Origin of the sequence: Wolbachia endosymbiont of Drosophila bicornuta (genome assembly GCF_028982105.1) — a bacterium.
Taxonomy (GTDB): Bacteria; Pseudomonadota; Alphaproteobacteria; order Rickettsiales; family Anaplasmataceae; genus Wolbachia; species Wolbachia pipientis.
Genome location: NZ_JAPQLF010000116.1, coordinates 8,769 through 18,941, shown reverse-complemented (window position 1 = coordinate 18,941; position 10,173 = coordinate 8,769). Strand labels below are relative to the sequence as shown.

Sequence of the window (10,173 nt, the reverse complement as noted above, 5' to 3'; positions counted from 1 at the left end):
TTCATAAATTTATTGTGCGTTACCTACTATCCGAAGAGCGATGCAACAAAGCCCACTGGGATCCAGGAAAAAGAACGGTGTCATCGGAGTAGCTTGACACTGGCATCCAGGAAACTTAATTGCAAGTAATGCATTGAGTTTGGTAAGTATGGGTTTTGCGTTATAGAATGAAGCACTTTTGGTGAATTTGTAAAGAAAGCTGGATCCCAGTGCCAAGCACTGGGATGACAAGAAAGGGAGCACTGGAATTTTTATTTCAGTATTGCACATTGGCCATGCATCTGAACAGATACGAGCTTTCTGCTTTTTTTGTGTAAGGTCAGTCAAAAAGGTTTTACAACAACCATAATAACTATAACTATTATCAATACTGTAACTGCTTCATTTAAAACGCGAAAATAAATATGTGACTTCTTATTCGAACCCACTGCAAAATTTTTCCTATATTTTGCAAGTAGCATATGAATAATTAACATCAAAAGTATTGCAAATGCTTTTACATGAAACCATCCTTCACGATATGCTTCCCTAATAACCATTAGTGTAATTCCAAGACCAAGTGAGAAAAGCATTGCAGGGTTTATGATATATCTAAGTAGCCTCTTTTCCATTGTTTGAAGCAAGCTATCATTTTCCGATCCAGGTTTTACAGTTGCATGGTAGACATAAAGCCTGGGTAAATAAAGCATACCTGCCATCCACATGATAACAGAGATAACGTGAAAAGCCTCAAGCCAGTGGTAATAGTTCATTAGCAAAAATTTAAAATTCCTGGTATTGTGTTAGTTTAATGAAAAAGAAATCGATATGAAAGCAGAAAATTTCACTAAAGAACAGATAATTGGATTCTACAGGAAAATGCTACTCATACGCAGATTTGAGGAAAAAGCAGGACAATTATATGGGATGGGATTAATAGGCGGGTTCTGTCACCTATCAATAGGACAAGAAGCAGTTGCAGTTGGAACTCAAGCTGCATCAAAATTAGGTGACGCTTTTATCACAAGTTATAGAGACCATGGTTTAATGCTCGCATGTGATTCTGATCCAAATGTTATAATGGCAGAACTCACCGGCAAAGAAACTGGATGTTCAAAAGGTAAAGGTGGTTCGATGCACGTATTTGACGTTGAAAAAAAATTTTTCGGCGGACATGGAATAGTGGGAGCACAAGTTCCAATTGGCACAGGAATAGCATTTGCTAATAAATACAAGAAAAAAGATACCGTGGTATTCACGTATTTTGGTGACGGTGCTGCAAATCAAGGACAAGTATATGAATCATTTAATATGGCAGCTTTGTGGAAGTTGCCTGTGGTTTACATCATAGAAAATAACGAATACGCAATGGGAACTTCTGTGCAAAGATCAACTTTAGTAACTGAGCTGTACAAAAGAGGAGAAAACTTTGGTATTCCTGGAAAACAAGTTGATGGAATGGATTTTTTCTCTGTTTATGCGGCTACAAGCGAAGCAGCGGAACACACACGCAGCGGAAAAGGGCCTATCCTGCTTGAAATGAAGACATATCGATATCGCGGTCACTCAATGTCAGACCCTGCTACTTATCGCTTAAAAGAAGAAGTTGAAGATATGAAGCAAAATCATGACCCTATAAGCACTTTAAAGAAATACATGACAGATAATAAAATGGCTTCAGAAGAAGAGTGCAAAGTAATTGATAAGGAAATACGTGATTTAGTAAAAAAGTCGGAAGATTTTGCCAAAAATAGTAAAGAACCAAGCGTTGATGAGCTGTATACTGATGTTTATAAATTTGTTAGCTAATTTTTTTATCCAGAACTGTACAAACATTGTATAGTAAACGATGTCATCCAAATAGCTCCTTCTCCCGTCATCCAAGTGCCCTCCTTTTTTTGTCATCCCAGTGCTCTGACTACTTGGATCCAGCTGAGTTGGTGAGTATAAAAGTATAGCTAACGCAAGCTCTACGTCATGCCGCCGCGAACCGTCATACCGCGATTCATTCGCGGTATCTCTAGATCCCGCTAACAAGCAGCGGGATGACGGTTGTCAGGCTAGCTGTCATCTCAGTAGTCTCCTTCTCCTGTCATCCGAGTAGCTGACACTGGTTCCTTTATGACGGCAGTAGCCCCTTAGGTGTCATTCCAGTGCTTGACACTGGAATGACACCAATAATTGACATTTCACTAGATATTCATTATAAATAATGGAATGCTACAAAGTATAAAAACCATATTAATAGAAGACGATAACGTTAGGCTGGATAGGTACATCAGAAGAATCTTTCCTGATCTAAAGCAATCTGTAATTGAAAAATCTTTAAGGAAAGGATTAATCAAAGTTGATGATTGCAAAGCAAAGTCCAGTGATAGAGTAAATTCTGGGCAAACTATAACGCTGAAGCACTTGCATTATATTGAAAACGCTAATTCTGATCGCAAATATAATGAAAAGTTAGTGGATCTACTAAGAGAGAACATATTATATGAAGACGAATATATACTAGCTATAAACAAACCCGCAGGGGTCATCGTTCAAGGTGGCGTAAAAGTAAAGATTAGCATGAGTGATTTGCTTGACCAAATAAGAGAGGGAGAAACATTTAAAATTGTCCATAGGCTAGATAGAGATACGAGTGGAGTGATAATATTCGCACGCAACGCTAATGTTGCCAGATACCTTATGGAAGAATTTAAAGGACGAAGAGTAAAAAAAACTTATTTAGCATTAACTTCTGGCATACCGAGCAAGGATAGTGGAACAATAGACTATCCATTGGTGAAAAAATATGTTTCAGTTCAAGAAAAAGTGGTCGTTGATGAAAATTCACCTCAGAATGCCACTACGCATTTTTCAATTATAGCAAAATCCAAACACAATGTTGCTTATTTAAAATTACAACCAATTACCGGCAGAACCCATCAGTTACGTGCACATTTAGCTCATATAAATTGCCCTATTCTTGGTGACGGTAAATATGGTGGTAAAAAAGCTTTTATTTATGGGATAGCAAATAAAATTCACCTTCATTCGCATTCTTTATCTTTAAAACTGCCAAACAATAAAGAAATCACTATCACCGCTCCTATCACTAAACACATCGAAAAATCCATTGAAGCGCTATTTTTCGACTGAAACGATTTCACCAATCAACTTTTCTGTCTTTGGCTTTAATTTGAAGCACAGATATTAGGCTAATTAATGCGCAGGCAGTAAGATAAATGCCTGCTGCAAGTTTTGTTTCGGTTTTTTCTATAAGCCACATGCATATGTATGGAGAAAGGCCACCAAAAATTCCTGCAGATATATTATTTGCTAAGCTTACGCCAGTGCATCTTACTTTTGTTGGAAACAGTTCACAAATAACAGAACCATATATTCCAAAAGATGCACCTACTGGTATAGTAATCAATAAGTAAGTTATTATTACGACATAGTGGTTAACGGAAGATAATAATGGTAATACACATGTACCAATCAGAGATAGCATAATCAGTACAGGAATCATTACGCGTTTTCTTCCAACTTTATCAGATAAAATTGCAAAAAGTACCGCAGATGCTGCAAATACAACCTGTATTACTATCCTCATTAAATCTTTAACACTAATAGATAAAATAACTAGCTCTTTTATTGATATATTATAAAACATTATTGCTGCGTAGACAATTGCATTCTGAGCAATTCCCAGATTGATTGAAATAATAAGCGGTCTTTTATAGTTTCTTACTAGTTCTAACAATGGTGAATGTGCTAAATTATTAGCGTACTTATTAGTTTTATATGCTAAGCTTTCTTTTAATATGTACCTAGTTAAAAAACCTATTGTCCCCAAAAAAAAGCAAAAATAAAAAAGCAACTTCCATCCCCATGTTTCATAGTTCTCACCTGTAACTCTTTTGCAGATAAATATCATTGTTATGCATAAGAGCGTTCCAAGGGCTCCGCTAAAGGGCTTCATACTTCCTAAGAAACCTAGATTTTTTTTATCTTTTGAATGCTCTATCGTAAATGCTGTATTAATGCTTGTTTCACCTCCTGCAGTTATTCCTTGCACTATTCTACAAAACACAAGCAATACAGGTGAAAGCAACCCTATTTCTTTATACCCAGGTATAATTCCCATAATTGTGGATGATATTGAAATTAATATTACTGAAGTAAGTAAAGTCTTTCTTCTGCCATACTTATCTCCCATATAACCAAAAATTACTGCACCAATTGGTCTAAACGCAAAACCAATTGCAAAAACACCAAGGAATTTGAGTGTACTCAAATAATGATCTTCTGATGGGAAAAAAACGTTGATGATTGTATCTGTTAATACCCAAAAAAGAGTGAGTTCATACCACACAATCATGTTACAGATCATGCCCGATAGTATTGCTTTTTGGGTATTATTCATGGTCTTTCAATTTAACATAACCTAATATATCATTAACCGGTGCTCCTTGCTATAAAATTTTTCATTCAATAACCTTCAAGGATAATTCACGTAAATGCTTATCCTCCACCTTGGAAGGAGCACCAATTAGAACATCTTCACCTTGCTGGTTCATAGGAAAACAGATTACTTCACGAATATTTGGCTGATCAGCAAGCAGCATAACTATTCTATCAACTCCTGGTGCTATTCCACCATGAGGAGGAACACCAAATCTGAATGCACGTACAAGTGCACCGAATCTTGTATCAACTTCTCCACGGCTATAACCTGCAATGGCAAAAGCTTTATACATGATATCCAGTTTGTTATTACGAATCGCCCCACTTGACAGTTCTATTCCATTGCAAACAAGATCATATTGGTAAGCAAGGATATCCAGTGGATTTTTGTCCTCTAAATCTTTCAGACCACCGTGTGGCATGGAGAATGGGTTATGAAAGAAATCGATTTTTTTACTTTTATCGTCATATACAAAATATGGAAAATCAATGATCCAACAAAACTTGAAGATATTATCATCTATAAGACTGAGTTCTGACCCTAAAAGAGTGCGTACTTTTCCTGCAATGTTTGCCGCCTCATTCTCTTTGTCAGAAGCAAAAAATACACTATCTCCTGGCTCTATGTTTGTTGCTTCTCTTATGTGGTTTAGCCTATTTTCATCAAGAAATTTAGCAATTGGGCCTTTCGCAGTTCCATCTTTATCAAACGTTATATATCCGAGACCCTTAGCACCGAATTCTTTTTGCGCATGTTCTATCTTTTTATCAAAGAAGCTGCGTGGTTCCTCTGCTGTTTTAGGTGCATGGATGGCTCTCACTACCATACCACGCTCAATATTGCTTTTGAAAATATTGAACCCTGAATCACGAAAAATTTCTGTAACATCGCTGATTAATAGTGGATTGCGCAGATCTGGCTTATCAGAACCATATTTAAGCATTGCTTCTTTATATGTAATACGTGGAAAATCTTTATCAACAGACTTACAAGAAAATTTAGCAAACACTCTATATAAGGTAGACTCAATAATCTGAAAGATGTCTTCTTGAGTTACAAAAGACATTTCAAGATCTAGCTGATAAAACTCTCCCGGAGAACGGTCAGCCCTTGCGTCTTCATCACGAAAACAGGGTGCAATTTGGAAATATTTATCAAACCCTGAAACCATGAGCAACTGTTTGAAAATCTGCGGAGCTTGTGGCAATGCATAGAACTTGCCAGGATTTAGCCTGCTTGGCACTAGGTAGTCGCGTGCTCCTTCAGGAGAGGAAGCAGTGAGTATTGGAGTTTGAATCTCTAAAAATCCTCCCTCTATCATGAGCTTGCGGAGCTCTGCAATAATTTGTGAGCGCAAAATAATATTGTTGCGGACTTTTTCACGTCTTAAGTCAAGAAATCGATATTTAAATCTCATGTTTTCTGGGTATTCTTGCTCGCCGGTAATGCTTGCCAATATACTTCTTTCTTCTTTTGCTATTTCTTCATCAAAGTGGAACTCAACTTCCGACTCAACGCGCAAATTGTTGACTATCACCTCGATTTCTCCGGTAGAAATAGAGCTGTTTACCGTATCTTCAGTTCTAGCTTCAACTATTCCTGTAACAGTAATTACACTCTCTAATTTTAAATTTGATATCTCATCAAAAAAGTCTTTGTCATTATTAAGTACTAGCTGAGTGATTCCGTAGAAGTCTCTTAAATCAACAAAAATTAGGTTACCATGGTCGCGCTTACGATATAACCATCCAGAAAGGGTAACTTCCTTTTCTACGTCGTTCTTCCTCAGTTCATTGCACGTATGAGTTTTATAGCAGTTCATATTTGTTTTACTTCTAAATTCTTTAAGAAGTATAGAAATAAACCTTATTACATACAAGCCCGTTCGTCAGATATTTGCGCAATTTTCGAAATAGAGCAGTACTGCTTTTATATTGTCTTTACCCGCAAAAAAATTGCACAATTTCTATAATTATGGTATAACAGTAAGGGTATTTTTAATGAATTAGATACAGGAAATGCCACTTACACAGATCATATTATATAGCGTAACATTACTTGCTGTAGCTGCAGTATTTCTCTTTTTGAGAAAAATATACAAAAATCGCATTAGAAAAATCATATTTCCTAGAAAAGTTTTTAAAGAAGAGTGGGAAGAAGACAGAAAATTCAATGAATTGTATCAAAAAAACAAGCAAAAAGAATTGATGAAACAACAGGAAATACTGCGCGAGAAGCAAAAAGATGTGCAAGTTTATAAAGAAGATCCAGAAATAGTTGACATAGCAAAACCGTTAGGTAAATGGACAAAGATGGTTATGATGGGTAATGGTTTAATGAAGCGTTTTGCACAATTGATACATAGCGAAGGCGGACAGAAAGGATTTTGGGAGCTGTTTGTTAAAGCTCAGGCTTCAACTCAAGGTAAACATAAGGGGAAGGGCAGATAATCCATGCTTGAATGTGAAAATTTATCCTGCGCTCGTAATAATAAGGTACTATTTAAGAATCTCAGTTTTAAAGCTGAGCTAAAATCAAAGATTCTAATCACTGGTCCAAATGGTAGTGGTAAAACCAGCTTAATTAGAAGTTTATCTGGACTTTTACCGCCGGTATCAGGCAGTATAAAGCATTGTGGGAAAGACATATATGATGACCCAAAATCTTACATATCTTTTATGGTCTATATAGGGCATAAAAACGCCTGCAAGGACAGCTTAACTGTTGCTCAAAACATAGAATTCTGGGCAGGAATACGAAATACTAGGGAATTGATTATGGCAGCTATTTGTTGTTTGCAGTTGCAACCTGTACTTAATATTAGATATGGCGAACTTTCTGCAGGCTGGAAAAGGAGAGTTGCGCTTGCTCGCCTCTTGATTTCTAATGCAAACGTTTGGCTGATAGATGAACCATTTTGTAATCTTGATAGTGCAACGTGTGAATTAGTGCTGAACTTAATCTCAATACGCTCTGAGCAAAATGGTATAGTAATTATTACAGGGCATAGCTCTACAGAGCAATTGTGTGATTTTACAACGATTGATATACGCGATTTCAATAGACTTCTTGTATAGTTTTTGGCAACAACCGTTAGAAACGAAAAACTTCCTTGACAAGTTTCGCCAGTCCACGTATCATGAAACTGAAGGTATTCAGTTATCTTCATCTGTGCAGATTAAACAGCAAGAAAACAACGTAGTTGGCGTCTTATTTTTAATTTTTTGCACTATGTGCACCTTATGTCTTCACAACATTTCTAGGTTTTTACCTATATAAGATGAAACGCGCTTATAAGTCGTTTAAGACAGTATGGTACGCCAATTTGCAGGATTAGAGAGTGACAACTAGCTAACACGGGTTTTTTTTGCCTTTTTTTTTGCTTAGTAAATTTCTTAAACATTCAAACTAAGGTGAGTTGCATTTAAAAGCAGCTAAATTGCAGTGTTTAAGACTTAAAAAGCGCCAATACTGAAAATAGACAATGACTAGGGCTTCTTTTGCCTTTTTTTTTATTTGGTAAATTCCTTAATGTTTATGGCTAAACGACAACCGTCATCCCGCTGCTTGTTAGCGGGATCTAGAGATACCGCGAATGAATCGCGGTATGACGGTTCGCGGTGGCATGACGATAAGCTCGTCATCCCGCTGCTTGTTAGCGGCTAAGGGATACCGCGAAGGGATACTGCGAATGAATCGCGGTATGACGGTTAATTATTCTGCGGCGGTATGACGTAGAGCTCGCGTTAGCTATACCTTTATACTCACCAACTCAGTATCCAATCTGGATCCAAGTAGTCAGCTACTTGGATGACACACTGTTGAGGCTGCGCTTACACATTCCACTTTCTATGCTCACCAAACAAATTTGCTTACTCGCAGCAAAATTTTCTGGATCCAAGTAGTCAGCTACTCGGATGACATCTTTGTGTTTGAGGCAAAACCAGCTATAACATTTCTTCGCAAACAAATGTTCGTACAGTTGTGCGCGTGATGCTGGAATCTAGACAACAATTAGATCCTATTGTCAAGCAATAAGCTACATGTGCTATTTATTTAGTAGATTAAATATGAAGTTTAAAACTCTGCTATTGACTTCCTGTAGAACTAGTGAAAACCAAACTTGCTTAAAACCACTTAATTAGTTATAGTTATAAGTTTAGGTACAGTAAAATGACAGCTTTTGTCCCCTTGATTATTTTTTTAATCTTGTATCTTGGAAGTGGTGCTTATTTTTCTTTTATCGGAACTGATAATCCACTTCATCAGGTTTCACCAGTAATATGCTTGTTACCAGCACTATTTTTTGCTGTCTCACGTGGTACAAATAAAACTCAGCATAACATCGATACTGTTATCGAGGGCATGGGTGACAAAAATACCCTTACCATGTGTTTAATTTTTTTATTTTCTGGAGCATTTTCTGCAGTTACTCAATCAATTGGTAGCGCAGACACTGTTGCTAATTTAATTCTTAATTTCCTTCCAGCAAGATTACTGCTGCCTGGAGTATTTTTGGCTTCTGCTTTTATTTCAACTGCAATTGGCACATCTATGGGAGTTGTTGCGCTGATGGTACCTATAGCTGTTAATCTGGCAAAAAGTGGAGCTTTTGGTCTCGAAATAGGAACTGCAACTGTAGTAGGTGGTGCCGTGTTTGGCGATAACCTTTCGATGATATCTGATACCACCATTGCATCTGTTTCTTCACAGGAAGCTTCAGCAAAAGATAAACTTAAAATGAACTCTAAAGTTGCACTTATTGCCAGCATTATAACACTCATCTACCTAGCAGTTGCCTCAAATAGTACAAAAATTATTTCTATATCAAATTTAGATTATTATTCTATAATAAAAATTATTCCTTACATTTCTTTAATAATCATGGGGCTGCTTGAAGTCGCCACTTTAGTAACAATAACTATAAACATAATTATTGCTGGTGTGCTAGGAATAACTTTTTTTGACTATGCTATCATTCAATTTCCTCATGACGTGTATGACGGTTTCAAAAAAGTAAACGAAATAGTGATATTTGCTCTATTTATCGGTGGATTGAGCCATATAATGTACAAGCAAGGTCAAAAAGCGTTGCATAAACTCATCGATGAAAGCAATATCACAAAAACTAAAGCTGAATTTGTGATAGCAGGAATTGCGTCTATGTTTACTACCTTAGTTGCCAATAATACCATTGCTATTTTACTAAGTGGTGGCATTGCAAAAAGGCTTGCACAAAAACACAGTATTGAGCCACATCGCAGCGCATACTTATTAGATGTTTTTGCTTGTGCTACAAAAGGTATCTTACCTTATGGTTCCCAACTATTGCTAGCAGGTAGCATCGCCTCTGTATCACCTATTTCTTTATTAACACAGGTATATTATTGCTTTATTCTAGCGGCAGTTACAATAGGCGAAATAATCATCAACAGCAGAAAAGAGAAACATTGTGCGGCTGCAACTTAGAGTTTCTCTTTTTTTACCCATAAGGAACGGAATTACTTGACACCCTTCGCCAACCCCCTTATCATGAAGCTGAAGCTATTTATTTATCTTTGCAATCTGTGCAGGTTAATGACAAGAAAATTAGTGTATTTGGCGTCTCATGTTTAATTTTTCGCACTACGTGCATCGCATGTCTTCAAAAATTTTTAGGTTTTTATCTATATAAGCCGAAACGCGCTTACAAAGCGTTTAAGACAGCAAAAAACGTCAAATTGACAAGGGAGAATTTGAAT

General features: G+C 36.7%; 9 protein-coding genes. 5 read left to right on the top strand and 4 right to left on the bottom strand.

What is annotated here, in order from left to right:
* Positions 1-9: 9 nt before the first annotated feature.
* The gene (locus OZD68_RS03935) at positions 10-270 is read right to left on the bottom strand and encodes a hypothetical protein (protein WP_182309306.1); all 261 of its coding nucleotides are present in this window, start codon (positions 268-270) and stop codon (positions 10-12) included.
* A gap of 53 nt (positions 271-323) precedes the next feature.
* The gene (hemJ, locus tag OZD68_RS03930) at positions 324-752 is read right to left on the bottom strand and encodes a protoporphyrinogen oxidase HemJ (RefSeq protein WP_182309305.1); all 429 of its coding nucleotides are present in this window, start codon (positions 750-752) and stop codon (positions 324-326) included.
* 55 nt (positions 753-807) lie between these two features.
* Between hemJ and pdhA the strand changes: the two genes are divergently transcribed.
* Positions 808-1,788 (top strand): pyruvate dehydrogenase (acetyl-transferring) E1 component subunit alpha, encoded by a 981-nt coding sequence (pdhA, locus tag OZD68_RS03925; RefSeq protein ID WP_182309304.1) that lies wholly within the window; start codon positions 808-810, stop codon positions 1,786-1,788.
* Between the two features lie 408 nt (positions 1,789-2,196).
* Entirely contained in the window at positions 2,197-3,120 is a 924-nt protein-coding gene (locus OZD68_RS03920; protein ID WP_182309303.1) for an RluA family pseudouridine synthase, read from the top strand.
* A gap of 7 nt (positions 3,121-3,127) precedes the next feature.
* On the opposite strand, the gene OZD68_RS03915 is transcribed toward OZD68_RS03920, so the two are convergent.
* Together OZD68_RS03915 and aspS are read right to left on the bottom strand one after the other, a co-directional pair.
* Entirely contained in the window at positions 3,128-4,390 is a 1,263-nt protein-coding gene (locus OZD68_RS03915) for an MFS transporter (RefSeq protein ID WP_182309302.1), read from the bottom strand.
* Between the two features lie 61 nt (positions 4,391-4,451).
* Complete coding sequence (gene aspS, locus OZD68_RS03910; protein ID WP_182309301.1) at positions 4,452-6,254, bottom strand: aspartate--tRNA ligase; 1,803 nt, start codon at positions 6,252-6,254, stop codon at positions 4,452-4,454.
* Between the two features lie 196 nt (positions 6,255-6,450).
* Between aspS and OZD68_RS03905 the strand changes: the two genes are divergently transcribed.
* From OZD68_RS03905 to OZD68_RS03895, 3 genes are all read left to right on the top strand, one after another.
* On the top strand, positions 6,451-6,882 hold the full coding sequence (locus OZD68_RS03905) for a hypothetical protein (RefSeq protein ID WP_182309300.1): 432 nt from the start codon (positions 6,451-6,453) through the stop codon (positions 6,880-6,882).
* Positions 6,883-6,885: 3 nt separating this feature from the next.
* A complete protein-coding gene (gene ccmA, locus OZD68_RS03900; RefSeq protein ID WP_182309299.1) occupies positions 6,886-7,509 on the top strand; it encodes a heme ABC exporter ATP-binding protein CcmA in 624 nt (207 codons plus the stop codon).
* Positions 7,510-8,605: 1,096 nt separating this feature from the next.
* On the top strand, positions 8,606-9,901 hold the full coding sequence (locus tag OZD68_RS03895; RefSeq protein WP_182309298.1) for a Na+/H+ antiporter NhaC family protein: 1,296 nt from the start codon (positions 8,606-8,608) through the stop codon (positions 9,899-9,901).
* The last annotated feature ends 272 nt before the right edge of the window (positions 9,902-10,173 follow it).